Annotated in this window: 17 protein-coding genes; 16 read left to right on the top strand and 1 reads right to left on the bottom strand. The window is 40.2% G+C overall.

The window, feature by feature from the left end:
- Positions 1 to 298: 298 nt before the first annotated feature.
- Positions 299 to 1,114, bottom strand: a complete 816-nt coding sequence (locus EV207_RS16695; protein WP_132747284.1) for a DUF169 domain-containing protein — start codon at positions 1,112 to 1,114, stop codon at positions 299 to 301.
- 97 nt (positions 1,115 to 1,211) lie between these two features.
- Here EV207_RS16695 and EV207_RS16690 point away from each other — a divergent pair, with 97 nt between their 5' ends.
- The 16 genes from EV207_RS16690 (at position 1,212) to dapA (ending at position 17,881) form a co-directional block, all read left to right on the top strand.
- A complete protein-coding gene (locus EV207_RS16690; RefSeq protein WP_341539809.1) occupies positions 1,212 to 1,958 on the top strand; it encodes a helix-turn-helix transcriptional regulator in 747 nt (248 codons plus the stop codon).
- A gap of 64 nt (positions 1,959 to 2,022) precedes the next feature.
- A complete protein-coding gene (locus EV207_RS16685; RefSeq protein WP_132747282.1) occupies positions 2,023 to 3,219 on the top strand; it encodes a MalY/PatB family protein in 1,197 nt (398 codons plus the stop codon).
- 20 nt (positions 3,220 to 3,239) lie between these two features.
- Complete coding sequence (locus EV207_RS16680; protein ID WP_132747281.1) at positions 3,240 to 4,598, top strand: APC family permease; 1,359 nt, start codon at positions 3,240 to 3,242, stop codon at positions 4,596 to 4,598.
- A 41-nt stretch (positions 4,599 to 4,639) separates the two neighbouring features.
- Positions 4,640 to 5,299, top strand: a complete 660-nt coding sequence (locus EV207_RS16675) for a carboxymuconolactone decarboxylase family protein (protein ID WP_132747280.1) — start codon at positions 4,640 to 4,642, stop codon at positions 5,297 to 5,299.
- 26 nt (positions 5,300 to 5,325) lie between these two features.
- The gene (locus tag EV207_RS16670; protein ID WP_132747279.1) at positions 5,326 to 5,613 is read left to right on the top strand and encodes a YdhR family protein; all 288 of its coding nucleotides are present in this window, start codon (positions 5,326 to 5,328) and stop codon (positions 5,611 to 5,613) included.
- An 81-nt stretch (positions 5,614 to 5,694) separates the two neighbouring features.
- Complete coding sequence (locus tag EV207_RS16665) at positions 5,695 to 6,963, top strand: MFS transporter (protein WP_165886984.1); 1,269 nt, start codon at positions 5,695 to 5,697, stop codon at positions 6,961 to 6,963.
- Positions 6,964 to 7,202: 239 nt separating this feature from the next.
- Positions 7,203 to 8,111 (top strand): MurR/RpiR family transcriptional regulator, encoded by a 909-nt coding sequence (locus tag EV207_RS16660; protein WP_132747277.1) that lies wholly within the window; start codon positions 7,203 to 7,205, stop codon positions 8,109 to 8,111.
- A 154-nt stretch (positions 8,112 to 8,265) separates the two neighbouring features.
- On the top strand, positions 8,266 to 9,642 hold the full coding sequence (gene purB, locus EV207_RS16655; protein WP_132747276.1) for an adenylosuccinate lyase: 1,377 nt from the start codon (positions 8,266 to 8,268) through the stop codon (positions 9,640 to 9,642).
- 33 nt (positions 9,643 to 9,675) lie between these two features.
- Positions 9,676 to 10,185 (top strand): GNAT family N-acetyltransferase, encoded by a 510-nt coding sequence (locus tag EV207_RS16650; RefSeq protein ID WP_132747289.1) that lies wholly within the window; start codon positions 9,676 to 9,678, stop codon positions 10,183 to 10,185.
- A 9-nt stretch (positions 10,186 to 10,194) separates the two neighbouring features.
- Positions 10,195 to 10,983, top strand: coding sequence for an amino acid ABC transporter substrate-binding protein (locus tag EV207_RS16645; protein WP_132747275.1), 789 nt, complete (start codon positions 10,195 to 10,197; stop codon positions 10,981 to 10,983).
- A 17-nt stretch (positions 10,984 to 11,000) separates the two neighbouring features.
- The gene (locus EV207_RS16640; RefSeq protein ID WP_132747274.1) at positions 11,001 to 11,678 is read left to right on the top strand and encodes an amino acid ABC transporter permease; all 678 of its coding nucleotides are present in this window, start codon (positions 11,001 to 11,003) and stop codon (positions 11,676 to 11,678) included.
- 12 nt (positions 11,679 to 11,690) lie between these two features.
- On the top strand, positions 11,691 to 12,440 hold the full coding sequence (locus EV207_RS16635; RefSeq protein ID WP_132747273.1) for an amino acid ABC transporter ATP-binding protein: 750 nt from the start codon (positions 11,691 to 11,693) through the stop codon (positions 12,438 to 12,440).
- A gap of 1 nt (position 12,441) precedes the next feature.
- Entirely contained in the window at positions 12,442 to 13,575 is a 1,134-nt protein-coding gene (locus EV207_RS16630; protein ID WP_132747288.1) for an amidohydrolase, read from the top strand.
- Entirely contained in the window at positions 13,568 to 14,917 is a 1,350-nt protein-coding gene (locus EV207_RS16625; protein WP_132747272.1) for an MmgE/PrpD family protein, read from the top strand. Before EV207_RS16630 ends, EV207_RS16625 begins: the two co-directional genes overlap by 8 nt.
- A 163-nt stretch (positions 14,918 to 15,080) precedes the next feature.
- Entirely contained in the window at positions 15,081 to 16,871 is a 1,791-nt protein-coding gene (locus EV207_RS16620; RefSeq protein WP_132747271.1) for a sigma-54-dependent Fis family transcriptional regulator, read from the top strand.
- A 131-nt stretch (positions 16,872 to 17,002) separates the two neighbouring features.
- Positions 17,003 to 17,881 carry a 4-hydroxy-tetrahydrodipicolinate synthase gene (dapA, locus tag EV207_RS16615; protein WP_132747270.1) on the top strand — a complete coding sequence of 293 codons (879 nt, stop codon included), beginning with the start codon at positions 17,003 to 17,005 and terminating at the stop codon, positions 17,879 to 17,881.
- Positions 17,882 to 17,896 lie beyond the last annotated feature (15 nt).

Below are 17,896 nucleotides of genomic sequence, written 5' to 3'. Positions count from 1 at the left end.
AAAAAACTTATACAAAGTCAACTTCAACAATGGGTAGCAGCCTTGCCCAATTATATCAAGGCTTATTTGCCGATTTCAGTCTGCGAAGTTTGAGTAACTAAGTTATCGCACAACCTAATGGCATATTATGAAAGGCCTTTGGGTTTCAGGTCACGTAATATTCCTTGTAGCATCCGTAAGAATTTCGATTTTCCCGTAAGTTAATAGCTATTTTGCCATTCCAAATAATATGGATCAACTTTTAAATGAAAGAGCAAATCTCCCGCCCCCTGAGATTTGCTCTTTCATTTAGAACCCTTTAAATTCCCTCTCCATTTGCCTTCCCATTATTCACCCAAAAGGGGTAAATTGGAGCGAGGGACTCTGTTGGATCAGCCTGGATGCCATATTGCGGAATTGGGTAGCGCAGACCGTTTTTGGAAAGGTGCGCCATACCCTCGATGCCTTTCACTAGATCTTTCGGTGGGATGGCCATTAACAGTTCATCATCTAACACGCCGCCATAGCGGCGTTCGGCATAGCAGGGAATGGATAAGCTTGGTTCGCCTGTCGATAGTGCCTTCCCCCATGAATCCGCACAAGAGCTTTCTCCTGCAACACTCCATTCGAATTTTTTGTACCCTTTCCACTGAAGCCCGTTAATGAGCGTGATCATTTGACCGGGCGTGGCATAAATAAGACAAATATCAGGGGGTTCGAGACGTCCCGTTTCTAATGGTGAAACAGCTATTGCTTCATATTTTCCGTATGGGACGGCGTCAAGTGCACGCTGATGAGCAGCCGAATCTTCCTGAGTGCTGAACCAAATCCCGTTCATGGCTTCCCCAGAATACCAATCTTCATCTTGTGGCATCAATCCTGCAATCGCACCGCATTGTTTCATTGCGAGGTTCTCTGCCGTGATGCCAACAGTCCAGCCAAGACGGGCCGATTGGGCGACAATTTGGTCGAGAAGATGTCTCCTTTTCGGTCGGCGTATCTTCGGAATAGTTTCCATTTCTTTCGAATTAGAAAATGCCTTCATACCAATGGGAATTGTCTTCAATCGCAAGTATTTGTTTAAATCCCCAACAAGTTCTCGCCAATTGAATTGCGTTTGATGTTCAGTTGACATTGAATCCCTCCCTGTGTTAGTTACCATCATACTCGGATAATAAAAAGTTTTCAAAAAATATTGACAACGGTGTGATGATAAATTATTCTTATAATAAATCTTTATTATAAAAAGATTAAGTGAAAGTGCTTTAACAGTTAATGAAATTGGTGGTGATCATATTAATTCTGATAATGCTTTATTATGCTATGTCCCGCTTGTAGATTTTTTAGGCAACGTTTTAGGAAAACATTGTGAGGTCGTTTTACATGATGTAAGCAGCATTGAAAATTCAATTCTAGCTATTAAAAACAGTCACGTCAGCGGCAGAAAGGTTGGTGGCTCGTTAACTGACCTCGCCTTAAAAATTTTAAAGGAAGGGTCTGATCTAGAGAAAGACTTCCTAATAAACTATTCTGGTAAAACGAAAGACGGTGAAATATTGCGTTCATCTACCTTTCTTATCAAGAATGATGAAGGCAATGTCATTGGAATGCTTTGTATAAACATTGATATTCGGAAAATTCAAGAGACACAAAATCTGCTGAATCAAGTTATAGAGGGGATATTTGGTGAATCAGCAACAACCTTTAACCAAGGACATACAAAAATAGAAGCGCCAAAAGAACCAATCGAAGACCTTCATACCTCTATTGAGGATTTGACAACATCGATTATTGAGAGAACACTGTCAGAAATAGATATACAGCCTGATAGAATGTCATCTGAAGAAAAAATGAAGGTTGTACAAAAATTGTCCGAAAGGGGTGTGTTTTTAATAAAAGGTGCTGTAGTGAAAGTGGCCCATTACCTAGAAACATCAGAAGCCACAATCTATAGGTATTTAAGTAAAGCCCAAGTGTGAGTATGTCGATTCTTTTCTGATTAAGTGTTCTAATTTTACCGTTGAAACGGAGGGGTTAAGACCTATGAAATATGACTTTGATAAGGAAATCGACCGATTTGGAAGCGCTTCAATAAAGTGGGATGAAACAGAGAGTTTATTTGGCGACAAGGATATTCTCCCGATGTGGGTTGCAGATATGGACTTCCCGGCTCCTCAACCTGTCATTGAAGCTCTAAAGAAAAGGGTAGAACAAGGTATTTATGGCTATACAACAAGACCGCAATCATACCTTGAAGCCATTATCGAATGGATGGAACAAAGGCACGACTGGCTTGTGGAGAGGGAATGGATATGTCATAGTCCGGGGGTCGTTCCAGGACTAAGCTTAATTGTTGAAGCCTTTACCGAACCCGGTGATAAAGTTATTATTCAGCCGCCTGTCTACTATCCGTTTAAAGAAGTTGTGGTCAGGCATGAACGTGACTTAGTATACAATCCGCTTAAATTTGAAAACGGTCGGTATACGATGGATTTTGATGACTTAGTACAAAAACTGGACCCCGATGTTAAGCTGCTGTTTCTTTGCAGCCCGCATAATCCAGTCGGAAGGGTATGGACAAAAGAAGAACTTACGAAATTAGGAGATATCTGTATTGAGCATGGTGTTGTTGTCGTGGCGGACGAAATACACTTTGATTTAATCTTAAAAAATCAAAATCATGTGAATTTCGCTTCTATATCTAAGGAGTTTGCCAACAACTCAATAGTTTGTACAGCACCTAGTAAAACGTTTAATTTGGCCGGTTTGCAAACATCGAACATTATCATCCCAAACGAGAAGTTACGGGCTGTATTTACCAAAGTCGTTGAAACCCATTTTCTTAGTCATCCCAACACATTCGGAATTATGGCGTTAGAAAGCGCTTATAGATTTGGTGCTGAATGGTTGGATCAATGTCTTGATTATATAGAAGGAAACCTGGAATTCCTCACAGCGTACATGGAAAATCGTATACCGAAAATTAAGGTTATAAAACCAGAAGGGACATACTTAGTTTGGCTGGATTGCCGAGAATTAGGTTTAAATTCAAAAGATCTAGAGAGATTAATGCAAAAAGAGGCCAAGGTAGCTTTTGATGAAGGTTACATATTCGGCCCAGGGGGTGAAGGGTTCACAAGGATTAATATTGCTTGTCCTCGGTCAATTTTAAAAGAAGGTTTGAGCAGAATGGAAGCTGCAATAAATCGTCTGTCAGTGTTGGAAGGGAATAAAAAATAACCGAAGAGGAGTGGCTGTATTTGAGTGAAGAGTCGAAATTAAAAAAGGTGTTAGGTTTATGGGATGTCCTTGGTATAGCGGCGGGGCAAATTATTGGAGCGGGAGTGATGTCACTTACCGGCATTGCGATTCAGTTAACCGGGAGCGGCGTTACACCAGCTTATATCCTATCAGCAGTCATCACGATCTTCACTATTATGCCCATTGCCATTTTGGGTTCCGCCATTCCTACAACTGGGGGATTATACAGATACAGCAGCCGTTTACTATCCCCAAAAATTGGTTTCTTTTGGATGTTATTATTTATACTCTTGCAAATCACTATAGCTTTATACGCCATCTCATTTGCCCAATATTTACAAGGACTATTTCCGACTGTACCGATAAGGCCTGTTGCATTGATCCTTATAACAGTGCTTTTTCTCGCTAACATTATCGGTGTGAAAATCGCCGCGATTGTTGAAAGATGGATGGTGATTGTTTTACTGCTCTCCCTTGTCATTTTTGTTGTATGGGGTGTGCCGGACATTAACTATTCAGTCTTTAATATGAACGATATGTTTCCGGATGGGTTCTTAGGGTTTTTTACAGCTGTTGGTTTGATCTCTTTTGCAACGGGAGGAGCACAAGTTATTGCCGAACTTGGCGGGGAAATGAAAAATCCCGGGAGAGATATTCCACTGACCATTGTTATTGCGACAATTGGCATAGGGGTTATGTATGCCTTTATGGCAACCATTGCGGCCGGTGTATTGCCGATCAAACAAGTGGCCGGCGAACCGTTAACCGCTGTTGCGGGGGAAGTCTTACCTCGTCCACTCTTCCTAGTCTTTATGATTGGCGGAGCGATGTTCGCATTAGCCACGACTCTAAATGCCACTTTTTCTTGGGTGACCAAAAGCATTTTAATCGCATGTCAGGATGGATGGTTGCCTAAACGATTGGGTGCGGTTAATAGAAAGTTTGGAACGCCTCATTGGTTGTTGACTTTGTTTTACCTTATTGGCGCAATCCCAATTATTACTGGCCTGTCTCTTGAAACAATTGCTCAACTGGGTACGGGGATTTCTCTTATTGTATTTGCCTTTCCTGCAGTCGCTGCGACACAGTTGCCAAAGAAATATCCAGAGTTATATAAAAATTCGCCATTCAAAGTTTCACCCGGTAAGTTATATCTACTTGCTGTTATAGCGGTCGTACTTCTTGGATTTCAATCTTATCTGCTAATTTCTTCGTTGGAACTAAAATATATTCTGGGTACATTTGTATATATTGTAGCCGCTGCTTTATATGTCATCATTGTCGGAAACACTCAGAAATTCCGGTCTAAAAAGTTCAGCGGGTTTTCTGCAAATGGCGGTGACAGCGTCGAATTTTAATGAGTTATCATTTTAGAATTAAATAAATGGAGGTCATAAATATGAGTAATGATAGTTTGTATAAAAGATCATACGGAAAAAGACTTGCTGAACTTGGTAAATTGGCACCAGATACTTTTAAATCCTTTTTAAAATTTGACCAACTAGCATTAGCGGAAGGTGTATTATCTAAAAAGGCAAAGGAATTAATAGCTGTAGCAATAGCTCATGTCACAGGTTGTCCCTATTGTATTGAAGCACACGTTACTAATGCAAAAAAATTAGAAACATCAAAGGAAGAAATGTTGGAAGCAATAATGGTGGCGACAGCATTAAAAGCGGGATCAGCTTTGGCACATGGCATAAATGCGTTAAATGCTTATGACAGCATCGATGATGATGAACTATACAAGAAATCATACGGAAAAAGACTTGCTGAATATAAAAAGATTAATCAACCGTTAAGTGAATCCTTTTTCGCCTTTGACAGCGAGGCTATGAAACCCGGTTTAATAAGCAAAAAGGATAAAGAATTAATCGCGGTGGCCGTTGCCCACGTTACAGGTTGTCCGTATTGTATTGAGGCGCATACAAAAAGAGCGAAGAAGGATGGCGCGACGCTTGAAGAGCTGACCGAATCGATTTTTGTTGCAACTGCACTAAAGGCAGGATCCGCACTTGCGCATGGTGTTAATGCACTTAACGCTTATGAAGGCGAATAAACCATTTTACAAGGAGTGACTTAGCAGTGAAAATTTTATCGATGCGATTTAAAAGCAACAAGTCGCCGGAGGAATTGGAACAGTTGTCAGAAGAGGGATTTTCTAAGTTTCGGGCACTTAAGGGGCTAATTGAAAAATATTATATCAAAAATGAAGAAACGGGTGAAGTTGGTGGGATCTATTTATGGGAAAACGAAAAAGATCTAATGGAATACATTGAGGGACCTATAGTAAAATCGTTACCGGAACGGTTCGGGTTGGAAAAACCCCCGAGTCTTGAGATTTTAGATGTAACCTATACGTTAAATTCATAAGCATAATATAATAATGGATTTAAAAGACTGCTGGTATGCATTAAGGTGACCTTTGAAGCGGCTGAGGAGGTGCTTAATAAGTTGGGGATTCCAAGAATAATAACTTCACTCGGTTTCAAAGGTTTTCGATTATTGTGGTTGAGTACTGCTCTAGGTAATTCGGGTAAATGGGCTTTTACAGTTGCTGCAAGTTGGGCAATATTTTCTCTTACACACTCTACATCTCTTGTCGGAGCAGTTATGTTTGCATCGATGATTCCTTCAGTCCTTTTCACGCCATTAGCCGGTGTGTTAGCAGATATTTTTAATCGCCGCTATCTATATTCTTTTTCATTATTTATCAGCGCATTGGCTACGGGGTGTTTAGCAGTTTTTCAGAGTATTGGTTATGCCAGTCCATATTTAATTATCGTTTGCTCGTTCCTTATGGGTGCGGCGATAAGCTTTCAAATGACTTGTACGAATGCTCTTATGCCAGATCTGGTACCCAAAAGCGTTTTATACAATGCATCCGCTTTGCAAGGGTCTGTACAACAAGGCGCGCAGTTTTTGGGATCGCTACTCGCAAGTCCCTTATTGGTTTTGTTTGGTCCAAATGTGGTTTTTATATTATGTTTTATTTTATACACAAGTGCTGGCATATTGTCACTTTGGATTCATCTGAAACAGCCAAGTATTAACACTGAGAGTTTCCAGGTCTCAAGGTTATTGCGCCCAATCGGTCAGGGGTTTGCTTATATTATAAATAAGCGATTAATTGGGTTGATCATTTTATTGGTTGGCCTGCATTGTTTTTTAACTATGTCGTATACATCACTTCTTCCGGAGTTTATCAGTCATCATTTAAATGCTAAAAGCGGGGTTTACGGCACTTTAGTCATGTTCGTCGGCTTAGGGGCAATGCTTGGAACACTGAGTACTGCAGCTATTTCGACAGCCCGAGCAAAAGGTTTCCTTTATGTCATTACAGCGGCAGGAAGCGGACTTTCTTTGTACATTATGGGATTCGTGCATATGCCCTTAACGGCATTTTTAATAGGGATTATGATAGGAGGGACACAGGCAGTCTTTATGGCCCTTAGCTTATCCTTTGTTTTAGAGCGGACGGATATTAAATATACTGGACGGGTAGCAGGTGCTTATAACGTTACTGCACAAGGATTAATGGCTATTGCCAACTTTTTATACGGCCCTTTAAGCAAAATCATACCTCCAAATATTAATATGATGATTACCGGCGGAAGTTTTGTAATTATTGCGGTATTGTTTCTTGCTCTGTCTGTACACCTTAAAACCCTATATCAAAAATCTTCTGGCGCTAAAAAAATTAAAGGCAAAGGTGTAATGTAGTCGGAGAGGTCTTTAGTAGTGTTTTCACCATGCGAAATGTGTAAAAACGGCAATGATTAAAATAGAGAAAAAGTAAGCCGGGAATTCAGGCTTATTTTTTTTGTTTAAATTAAGGTGGAAGATTCAGAAAAGTGTGTTGACACCGTTTTTATTCGCTGATAGAATGAGATCATTCAAAAAATACAAAATTGAATATCTACATTCCCTAAATTGGAAGATTTGAAGATAGGTGATTAAGGATGAGTAAAAATCAAACTGAGGAAGGGCGTCTTCCTTTGCTAAACCGAATTTTGGAATGTTATGAAGAATTGAAAGGCCCAAAGCGCAAAATTGCAGATTTAATTGTTGGCGACCCGGAGTCGGTTGTTTTCATGACTAGCGCAGATGTAGCCATTGCAGCAGGGTGCAGTCAGCCGACCGTATCACGGTTTGCAAGTGATATAGGATTTGCCGGGTTTGCTGCATTTCAGTCCGCCCTCCGTGATCAGCTCAAACACCGGATGACCCCTGTTAACCGTATGATTTCCATATCATCAAAGAATACTGATGCCGCCGGCACTGCCTTTTTTGAATCTTTACAGGCGGATCAAGCCATTCTCCAAGGATTGTCTGATCGGGTGAATCTTGAGTCAGTAGGAAAGGCAGTAGAATTGATTCGTCTGGCTGACAAGGTAGCAGTGACTGGAAGTCGTAATTCCTATACAGCTGCTTTTGCAATGAACTTTCTTTTAAATCAACTCATTGGAAAGTCTCAACTTATAACAGAAAGAGGTGAAGACCTGGAAGAATTAAGCTCCTTGGAAACCAATGACTTGGTCATCTCTTTTTCATTCAGCAGATACGGTCGTAGGGTGGTGGAGATGACTAAAGCAGCCCACAAGGCAAGCGTACCTGTGCTTGCAATTACCGATAGTCCTACTTCGCCCATTGCCCGGTTTGCCGATGTCGCACTTTATGTGGATTGCCGGGGACCGATGTTTCAGAATTCAATGGTTGGGGCACTGACCGCTGTCAATGGGCTGATTATGTCTTTAGTTGCGACCATGACAGAGGAGATGCGGGAGGAGTCCCAGCAGCACATGGAAAAAGTTGATCAGCTTTCCGAATCCCTTGGCAATTTCTATTTGCCCAATGAACCCAAATATTAAGGAACTTGCCGCAGCGGCAAGTTCCAAACCACTTCACTATAAAACAAGTTGTGCCACTTCTTTATAATAAAGATTCAAACTCCTCAGTTTAGTCAAATTGTATCAGGTTAAAATCTTGCGTTCAGAAATATAGAAAATAGAAAGGGAAATGAATATGCCTTCACATGTCATAGATATGGTTATGCTGCGCAATATCTTTGGAACCGCCGAAATGCGTTCTTTTTGGTCAGATGAGAATCGATTGCAAAAACAGTTAGATGTCGAAGCTGCTTTAGCTCTTGCTGAGGGGGAGCTTGGTTTGATTCCAACCGATGCTGCTAAGGTGATTGCTTCAAAAGCTAAGGTGGAATTTCTTGATTTGGATGAGATCGCAGAAGAGGTTTTAAAGGTCAAACATTCACTTATGCCAACTGTTAAGGGTCTACAAAAAGTTTGCGGGCAAGCAGGAGAGTATGTGCATTATGGTGTCACTACTCAAGATGTTGTCGACACGGGAATGATCCTGCAGCTGAAGGAATCACACTCTGTCATTGTTAACCAGCTCCAATCGATTGTCGAAGAACTTTCCCGAATTGCCCGGAAGCACCGGGGTACACCGATGGCAGGCCGTTCACATGGTATGCAGGGAATGCCCACCACCTTTGGTTTTAAAATAGCAGTTATTTTAAGTGAGGTCATTCGCCATCTTGATAGATTACGAGAAATTGAAGAAAAGACCTTTATCGGAGTTTTAGGCGGAGCAGTTGGTACTTATGCCTCTTTTGGATCCCTTGGCCCTGAAGTCGAACGCCGTGCGTTGAAACAGTTAGGGTTAGAAGCACCGGAAATATGCTGGCATTCATCACGTGATCGAATCGCTGAATATATAGGGGTTCTGGGGATGATCAGCGCTACAATTGGAAAAATGGCTAACGAGTTTTATAACCTAATGAGGACTGAAATAGACGAGATCGAAGAGCCATTTACCCCCGGTAAAATCGGCTCATCTACAATGCCCCACAAACGAAATCCTGCTGCTTTGGAAGGGATAGTAAGCTTGGCCAAGCCGATCCGTTATAATGTTGCACTCATATTGGAAGGAATGATTATAGAGCATGAGCGTGATGCCATGTCCTGGCGCGGGGAATGGATTGCACTGCCCGAAACATGTATCTATTTATCAGCACAGCTAGCAAGTATGCATTCGGTCCTCCAAGGGCTTGTGGTTAAACCGGCTAACATGCTTCGCAATCTGAACATCCAAGGGGGAGTATTATTGTCTGAAAGAATCATGTTTGCACTCGCAGGGCCCCTTGGTAAGCAAACGGCACACAATGTCGTCTATAACCTTTGTGTACAAGCTGTTGACCAAAATAAACCATTTCGAGAAATGTTACTTGAGAATCAACAGGTATGTGATGCCTTAAGCCAAGATGAGTTGGAAACGCTATTAGACCCTTCCACCTATTTAGGAGAAGCCCCTATGATCGTCGATAGGGTTTTGGAACGTGCCGAGGAGTCAGGATGGCTAAAAAATGAGAAACATGTTTGAGCTAATAATTTTAGTGTGAAATGGGGGGGCATAATAATGGTAGAGTATTGTCAGGCAAAGGAAGAAGATGCTCCTGAAATTCTCGATCTCTCTTTAAAGGCTTACAAACCGAATCGAGATTTAGGTATCAATTTCGCCGCTGCAAACGCAGATGAGGCTTTAGTAGAAAAGAACATTAAAGAAAATATTTGTTTCTATATGAAAGACGGAGAAAACATTGTCGCCACTGCTTCAATACGAATGCCATGGAGCAGCCATGCCGGGCCATATGAAGTGCCGCATATTTGGTGGGTGGCGGTTGATCCTGAGTATAAGAGGAAAGGTTATGCATCTAAATTGCTAGACCACGTAGAAAATGATTTCTTAAAAGAAAAATTACATTGTCCTTCCGTGAGTCTCGGTACAGCAAAGAAACATCCATGGTTAACAGACTTTTATAAAGGCCGCGGGTATCAAATGGTTGGAGAAGCCGATCTAGGGAAAGGCCATGTCACTGTTTATTTTGAAAAACTGCTCAATGCAAAATCCCATAAAAGAAGGTAGGTCATAATAATGAAAAAAGGTTTTGTTATTATTGTAGGTTTGATGCTATTAGTCCTTTCTGCTTGTGGAAATAGTTCATCTTCTTCCGGTTCAGGATCTGATGATAAAAAGGTCATTCGTGTAGGCACGACGGCTCAAAGTTTTCCAAATGGGTATGTTGAAGACGGCAAGTTGGTGGGGTTTGATGTCGAAGTTTTTGAACATATAGCTAAGGATCTAGGATATAAAGTTGAGTGGGAAAAGACTGATTTCGCGGGTCTAATGGGTCAATTAGAAACAGGCAGAATTGACACCATAGCAAATTTTGTGGCTTTAACACCTGAAAGAGCGAAGAAATATTATTTCTCTGATTCCTATGCCTATTCGGGTTGTACGATTGTAACAAGCAAAGAAAATGATGATATTAACAGTCTGGATGATTTAAAGGGAAAAACGGTTTCCGGTGTCCTCGGCTCAAATAATATCGAGAATTTAAAGGAATTTGATTCTTCAATTAAACCAAAAACATATGAAACTCGTGATGGTGCGATGAAAGACGCGATTAAAAATCGGGTAGCCGGTTATGTTAATTCTAAACCGTCATTAATTGCTGAAATAAATAAGGGTAAATTCCCTCTTAAATTTGTCGGTGAACCTTTTGAATATGAAAAGATAGCTTTTCCATTTGTGAAAAATGAGGACGGGAAAAAGTTAAGGGAAAAGTTTAATGCAGAAATACAAAAGCTGCGGGAAGACGGGACATTGAAAAAAATATCGGAAAAGTATTTTGCAGGGGAAGATATTACAGTTAAAAAATAGTCAGTTGGAGGATAAAAATGAATTTAAATTTAGACTTTGATTATTTAATACATGTTATCCCTCATTTGCTGCCTTTCATACCACTGACTTTAATATTAGCTTTTGTATCGATGATATTTGCGGTTATCGGCGGTTTAATATTAGCGCTGATTAAACGGTCAGACATACCTGTTATTAAACAATTAGCCACAGTTTATATATCGTTTTTTAGAGCTATTCCGACACTCGTCCAATTGTTTTTAATCTATTACGGGCTGCCGCAAATATTTCCCGCTTTAAGCGGAATGACAGCAATTACAGCAGCCATTATTGGGCTGAGCTTAAAACAGTCCGCTTATCTGGCAGAGATCTTTAGAGCGGCACTTGGTTCTGTCGATAAGGGGCAAGTCGAAGCTTGTTTATCCGTTGGCATGACGAAAATACAAGCCTTTCGAAGGATCACTTTGCCTCAAGCAACCAGGAATGCCCTTCCGGCGACAGGTAATATTTTTATTCTTTTAATAAAAGAAACGTCGCTTGCATTTACGTTAGGTGTCGTAGAGCTATTTGCCCAAGGTAAAATTCTGGCTGCGGCATCATTAAGGTTTTTTGAAACTTATTTGGCCTTAGCCCTAATTTATTGGATTATGATTATTATCTATACATTTCTCCAGCAAGCCCTTGAGAAGCGATTAGAAAAGCCATATTTATCATAAAGGGGTTTATATATGATAACTGTTAAGAATTTAAAGAAACAATTTGGTGATAATGTGGTTTTGGACGGTATTGATGTTCATGTGGACCAAGGAGAAGTACTAGCCATTATAGGGCCATCAGGCTCAGGCAAATCTACTTTTTTGCGTTGCCTTAATTTATTGGAGAAGCCAGACGAGGGACTCATCCAAATTGCTGACACTAAAGTGGATGTCAAAAAAATGAATGCCAAAGAAATGCATCAGCTCCGTCAGAAAACAGCGATGGTGTTTCAACATTATAACCTGTTTAAAAACAAAACGGCTTTGGAAAATGTGACAGAGTCGCTGATTATAGCTAAGAAAATGAAAAGACAGGAAGCAGAGGACATTGGAAAGGAACTGCTTGTTAAGGTAGGCCTTAAAGATCAATTCTATCAATATCCTGTTACCTTGTCCGGAGGTCAGCAGCAGCGCGTTGGGATTGCCCGTGCGCTTGCTGTTAAACCGCGTGCTATTTTGTTTGATGAACCGACATCTGCTCTTGATCCGGAATGGGTCTCCGAAGTGTTGCAAGTTATAAAGGACATTGCGCAATTAAAAACAACGATGATTATCGTTACACATGAAATGCAGTTTGCGGAAGAAGTGGCGGACCGCGTTATTTTTATGGCAGACGGCTCGATTGTTGAACAAAACAACCCGAAAGAAATGTTTAATCGTCCTCAATCCCCGCGCACACAACAATTTTTAAATAAAATAGGAACAGGTGAATTAAATGATTAATATGACTCAGGAACTTTTCGAAGACTTAATCAGTAAACGCAGGTATTTGCACGAAAATCCTGAACTCGCATTTGAAGAACGGAATACAACAAAGCATATCAAAGAATGGCTGAAGCATCATGATATTCGCATATTGCCTTTTGATTTAGAAACCGGTGTTATAGCAGTGATAAAAGGAGATCATGATGGGCCGACGATTGCATTAAGAGCTGATATTGATGCATTGCCGATAAAAGAGGAAACAGTTGTTCCTTTTAAATCTAAACATGATGGCATCATGCATGCTTGCGGCCATGATTTCCATACAGTCTCCATTTTAGGGGCGGCGATGCTATTAAATGAACAGAAGGACAAATTAAAAGGTACGGTAAGGGTTATTTTCCAGCCAGCAGAAGAAATTGCGCAAGGTGCTAAAAAGTTGGTGGAGAAGGGTGCCTTAGAAGATGTGACTTCCATCTTTGGCATGCATAATAAACCCGATCTGCCTGTTGGCACAATAGGTGTTAAATCCGAGGGGTTAATGGCAAGCGTCGATAAATTTGAAATTAAATTCAAAGGGATTGGCGGTCATGCCGGCATTCCTCATAATGCCATTGATCCCATCGTGATTGCCAGCCAATACGTCACAGCGGTGCAAACCATTATTTCAAGAAGAATGGATTTGTTTGATAATGCTGTTGTCAGCATTACAAGTATTCACGGGGGAAACACGTGGAATGTCATTCCGGATACCGTTACCCTTGAAGGGACGGTCAGAACATTTCAACCGAAGGCCCGCCAAGCAATCCCGGGTTTAATGGAAAAACTGGCTGCTTCTATTGCGGAAGGAAATGAAGGCTCGGTGGAATTTATCTGGGATGAATATTTGCCGGTTGTGAACAACGATTCCAAATATGAAAATATTATTAGATCTACAATTAATGAAATAGGCTATCAACCTATTGATGCGGAACCAAGCTCCGCTGGAGAAGATTTCGCTTATTACCAAAATTATATTCCTGGTTTCTTCGTCTGGATGGGTGTGGACGGGCCAAGGGAATGGCATCATCCCCAGTTCGACTTAAGCGAGGACGCCATAAAAGTCGCTTCTGAATTTTTCTCCAATTTAGCTGTAAATGTCTTGAACAATGGATAATTTAACTCGGGAAATTGTAAAATCGATTCATACGGCACCAAAATATGATCAACTCGATGAAGAGACGAAAAGTCATTTAAAAAAAGGGTTACTGGATTATTTTATTTGCTGTTATTCAACTGTTGAACATGAGCCAAACTTCAAAAATGTATTAAAAACAGCAATTTACACCGGTCACGGGGAAACATCAATTATCGGCAGCACCGCATGCACATACCCATTTGATGCGTGTTTGATCAACGGCTATTCTGCGCATGCGTTAGATTTAGATGATGTTCATTCCGAGATTCGCGGTCATCCCTCAGCTGTCATTTTAAGCCTATTATTGTCCTTAACAGAACAGCATAGAAAAACCAATCGATTCTATGAAGCTTATCTTATCGGCATTGAAATGATGACCCGAGTTTCAAGATTGTTGGGAACCAAGCATTACGAAAAGGGCTTCCATACAACCGCGACGGCTGGCTTATATGGTGCTGTCTCAGCAGGTGCTTATTATTTAGACTTTTCTTTATTAGAATTTAGCCAATCATTGGATCTATGTGTCTCCCAAATCAGCGGCTCAAGAAGCCATTTTGGCACCGTGATCAAACCATTGCATGCGGGTCTTGCAGCACAAAAAGCCTGGCAAATTCTCCATTTTGTGAAAAGCAAAGTAACCGGGAATGAAAACACGATTGTTTCCAAAAATGGCTTGCTGTCGATGTATGGCGAAAATAAGGAAGATGCCAATAAATTCTTTGCCGATTGGGGAGACCATTGGGCTGTTGACCGCCCTGGATTGTGGTTTAAATTATATCCTTGCTGTTCAGCGAACGCTCACGTTATTGATGCTGCAAAAGAGATAATGAAAAATCATACTTTTATAATTGACGATATTGAACATATAAATTTATATTTTCCGCCGAACGGGGATGCTGCGCTCGTTTATAGAATGCCAGAAAACGGTGAAGAGGGGCGTTTTAGCGCTGAATATTGTGTCGCCCTTTTGTTGCAAAATGAAGATTTATCTATTGAAAATTTCATCATAGAGTCCATTTCAGAAGAAACAAAGGCATTAATAAAAAAGATGACAAGACTATATGATAAAAACATTCCTGTCAGCAAAAACAGCTATCCCAAAAATCGGTATAACATTGTTGAAATCATAATGAAAAATGGAGTTAAGCACCGATCGAGAATTGATGTCCCATATGGTTCGCCTGGGAATCCTTTGAATATGGAGGATTTACTAGAGAAGGCTAACAAATTATTAAAACAAAAATCCGAGCCATTGATTAAAGTGTTTTCAGCGGAAGGTACCGTAGGGATTGAAGTTATTATGGAATTGCTAGTTAAATAATAGACAAACCCACGTCAAGGTTAAGCGTGGGTTTTTGGCGGCATGCAAGCATTAAAATAAGGCAGGTCCTTCATTTTATATCATTGCTTGATTTTCCTTAGCATATGTTTTTTGTTATAGTAATGTTAAGTGTTGAAAATCGCAACAGTAGGTGGATGGGAAAATGAAAATTGTTGTTATAGCCCCATATAGCGGACTGAGAGAATTAATTGTAAGTTTAGGGGAAAAAGAGGACAATATTGAGTTGCAAGTTGAGGTTGAAGTCGGTGATTTAAATGAAGGTGTTAAAATAGCGGCAGAAGCGGAAAGGAATGGTGCTGATATTATTATTAGCCGAGGTGGGACGGCTAAATTAATTCAAGAGCAGGTATCCATTCCAGTTATTGATATAGAAGTTTCAGGATATGACATGTTGCGTGTTCTAACCCTGGTCAAGGGATTTCCGGGCAAAGCTGCTATAGTTGGTTTTCCGACTATAGCGGAAGGTGCAGCGATCATTTGTTCTTTGTTAGACATTGATATTAGCACGTATACCATATTTAAAGAAGAGGATGTTAAGCCAAAGTTATTGGAGCTGCAAAAAGATGACTATCATGTGATCGTTGGTGATGTGATAACAGTGCAAAAAGCAGAGGAATTGGGTTTCAACGGGATTTTATTAACTTCTGGCAAAGAAAGTGTTTTAAAGGCATTTAAAGAGGCAAAGAATGCCTATAAATTTTTAACTGCATTTAAAAAGGACCTTGTGATTCCTAATTCAATAGTGGAACAAGCAGATGAAGGCGTTATCGTTTTTGATGGAGATCTAAAGCCCGTGTTTTTGAATCGATTTGTAAAAAAATTGCCCGAAGAAAAACTAAAGCATTTGCTGAATATTAAAAAGTGGGCTTTATCTATAATCGATAAGGGGCCATTTAAAACAATTGTTGAGACTGAGGATGGCTTATTAGAAATAACTGGTTTTCCTTTAAAAGGTTTAAATGAACCTTATGCTGCTTTTCGTGTCAAAAAAACAAATTTATTTCATGGTGAAAAGGTTCAGGGACTCTATATAAGATGCCAGGTACCGGGGGATGCATCTCATACGGTCAAGGGAATCTCGGGAAGCAATGACATCATTATGGAAGTAATAGAAAGGGCGAAAAGATATAGTACGGTAGAAGCACCTATTTGGATTACCGGAGAACAAGGCACCGGAAAAGAAAGAATCGCTAACTTTATTCACTCAGGAAGTTCAGAAAGCTCATATCCATTTATTAAGGCAGATTGTCATTTAATTCCCGACAAAGCGTGGGATCAGTTACTAAGCGGCGATCCATCACACGACCATCTCCTTTCTTATGTTGAAAAAGGAACTTTCTTTTTGAAGGACATACACCATTTAACGATGGCCAATCAGAAAGTGTTACTGGATTATCTGAATAAAAATACTGATCCTCCATTTCGCATTATTGTGTCATCATTCAATGATATACATGACCGAATAGAAAAGGGTTTATTTGATCAAGAATTATACAACTTGCTAGCGTCGCTAAATCTTACTTTGCCCCCATTAAAAAATAGAATAGAGGACATTGAAATTTTAACACGGCTTTTTATAAATGAATTTAACATTAAATACGGGAAACAAGTTTCTGGCATTCGGGAAATAGCCTTACAAAAACTCAAAGATCACGACTGGCCAAATAATGTTGATCAGTTAAAAAGAGTGGTCGAGGAATTGGTTATTTTAAGTGATAACCCATATATCGGATTAGAGGATGTCGATAGGGTTATGTATACGACGGTCGGTGATGCTTATGATGAAAAGTGCAACATTGAATTAACAGGGACATTGGAGGAAATTGAAAGGAAAGTGATAAGCAGAGTTATGGAAGAGGAGGGAATGAACCAATCTAAAGCTGCAAAACGTTTGGGCATAAATCGCTCAACATTATGGCGCAAATTAAAATAGCGCCTTTTTTTGTGTGTTTTTTTCAAAAAATCTTGCAATCGTTATTGCAATTAACAACACTTGAGTTTAGAATGGAAATTGAGAACGCTCAATGTGTTTAATTTTTAAACAACCCAGAAGGGGGAGACAAAATGCCGAAATTAAAAGGGGTTGTGCCTGCGATATTAACCCCATTGACTAAAGAAGAAGAAATAAACGAACCTGTTACACGCCAATTAGTTAATCACCTTATTGAATCAGGTGTGCATGGCATTTTTTGTTTAGGGACAAATGGTGAATTTGCTACATTATCAGAAGAGGAAAAAATAAAAGTCGCGCAAATTGTCATCGAAGAGACCAATGGAAGAGTTCCAGTCATTGTAGGGACGGGAGGGAATAGCACAAAGGAAGTTATTGCGTTTTCCAAAAAGATAGAGGAAACCGGTGCTAACATGCTTTCGATTATTACCCCCTACTTCGATCCGCCCTCGCAAACAGAGCTCATTAAGCATTATGAGAAAATAGCGGCGGCGACATCGCTTCCAATTATTTTATACAATATGCCATCCAGAACAGGAGTTTCGCTAGCACCAGAAACAGTATCTGTTTTGTCCAGAATACCTCACATTGAAGGCATAAAGGATAGCAGCGGTAATTTTGACTTGATTCTTCAATATATAGAACAAACAGACGATGACTTTTCGGTTTTGTCAGGTAACGATTCATTAATATTATGGACACTGATGGCTGGCGGGGAAGGCGGCGTCGCCGCAACAGCAAATATGTTCCCTGAATTAGTTTTATCCATTTATGACAACTGGAAAAAGGGGAATTTAGAAGAGGCTAAGCTTTCACAAAATAAATTGAGAGCGATACGAAACGCCTCAAAAATGGGGACAACGCCATCTGTTTTCAAAAAAGCTGTAGAACTTCTTGGTATTCCAGTCGGCCCGCCAAGGTCGCCAGTCATGGAACTGTCTGAAGAAGCAACAAACAGACTAAGAGACGTGCTTCAGTTATATAAGAAATAAAAAGAATTTTTAAGG

Source organism: Scopulibacillus darangshiensis (assembly GCF_004341035.1).
Lineage (GTDB): Bacteria > Bacillota > Bacilli > Bacillales > Sporolactobacillaceae > Scopulibacillus > Scopulibacillus darangshiensis.
The sequence above is the reverse complement of the archived record's forward strand: the minus strand, read 5'-3'. Positions and strand labels throughout refer to the sequence as shown.

Coding starts and splice junctions, on each gene's coding strand:
- EV207_RS16695 (WP_132747284.1), bottom strand. CDS start 1,114: ATGTCAACTGAACATCAAACGCAATTCAATTGGCGAGAACTTGTTGGG.
- EV207_RS16685 (WP_132747282.1), top strand. CDS start 2,023: ATGAAATATGACTTTGATAAGGAAATCGACCGATTTGGAAGCGCTTCA.
- EV207_RS16675 (WP_132747280.1), top strand. CDS start 4,640: ATGAGTAATGATAGTTTGTATAAAAGATCATACGGAAAAAGACTTGCT.
- EV207_RS16660 (WP_132747277.1), top strand. CDS start 7,203: ATGAGTAAAAATCAAACTGAGGAAGGGCGTCTTCCTTTGCTAAACCGA.
- purB (WP_132747276.1), top strand. CDS start 8,266: ATGCCTTCACATGTCATAGATATGGTTATGCTGCGCAATATCTTTGGA.
- EV207_RS16645 (WP_132747275.1), top strand. CDS start 10,195: ATGAAAAAAGGTTTTGTTATTATTGTAGGTTTGATGCTATTAGTCCTT.
- EV207_RS16640 (WP_132747274.1), top strand. CDS start 11,001: ATGAATTTAAATTTAGACTTTGATTATTTAATACATGTTATCCCTCAT.
- EV207_RS16635 (WP_132747273.1), top strand. CDS start 11,691: ATGATAACTGTTAAGAATTTAAAGAAACAATTTGGTGATAATGTGGTT.
- EV207_RS16630 (WP_132747288.1), top strand. CDS start 12,442: ATGACTCAGGAACTTTTCGAAGACTTAATCAGTAAACGCAGGTATTTG.
- EV207_RS16625 (WP_132747272.1), top strand. CDS start 13,568: ATGGATAATTTAACTCGGGAAATTGTAAAATCGATTCATACGGCACCA.
- EV207_RS16620 (WP_132747271.1), top strand. CDS start 15,081: ATGAAAATTGTTGTTATAGCCCCATATAGCGGACTGAGAGAATTAATT.
- dapA (WP_132747270.1), top strand. CDS start 17,003: ATGCCGAAATTAAAAGGGGTTGTGCCTGCGATATTAACCCCATTGACT.